The organism is Citrobacter sp. Cu233 (assembly GCF_030332225.1).
Classification (GTDB): domain Bacteria; phylum Pseudomonadota; class Gammaproteobacteria; order Enterobacterales; family Enterobacteriaceae; genus Citrobacter.
In genome coordinates, this window is record NZ_JAOWIF010000020.1 from 1 (window position 1) to 206 (window position 206).

The 206-nt window shown below is 49.5% G+C and carries 1 protein-coding gene; it reads right to left on the bottom strand.

Features of this window, described 5'->3' with window-relative positions:
* Positions 1-206 (bottom strand): phage tail fiber protein (locus OGX95_RS00085; RefSeq protein WP_502872736.1); only part of this gene is annotated, 206 nt, incomplete at both ends.

Sequence of the window (206 nt, forward strand, 5' to 3'; positions counted from 1 at the left end):
ATTCTGTTCTGAGCAAATAATGGCGATGATACGTGAACCCGGTGATAGGTTTTGATCAGCACCGTTCCGTCAGCATTAACCGTGTAATCCAGCCAGATACGTGGCTGCTTATTGCGATCAACAGGTATTTCAAAACCACCATCAACCCCGCCCCACGCCGCATCAGCATTCAGACCTGTACACCCACTTATCAGGTATTCCCCTGC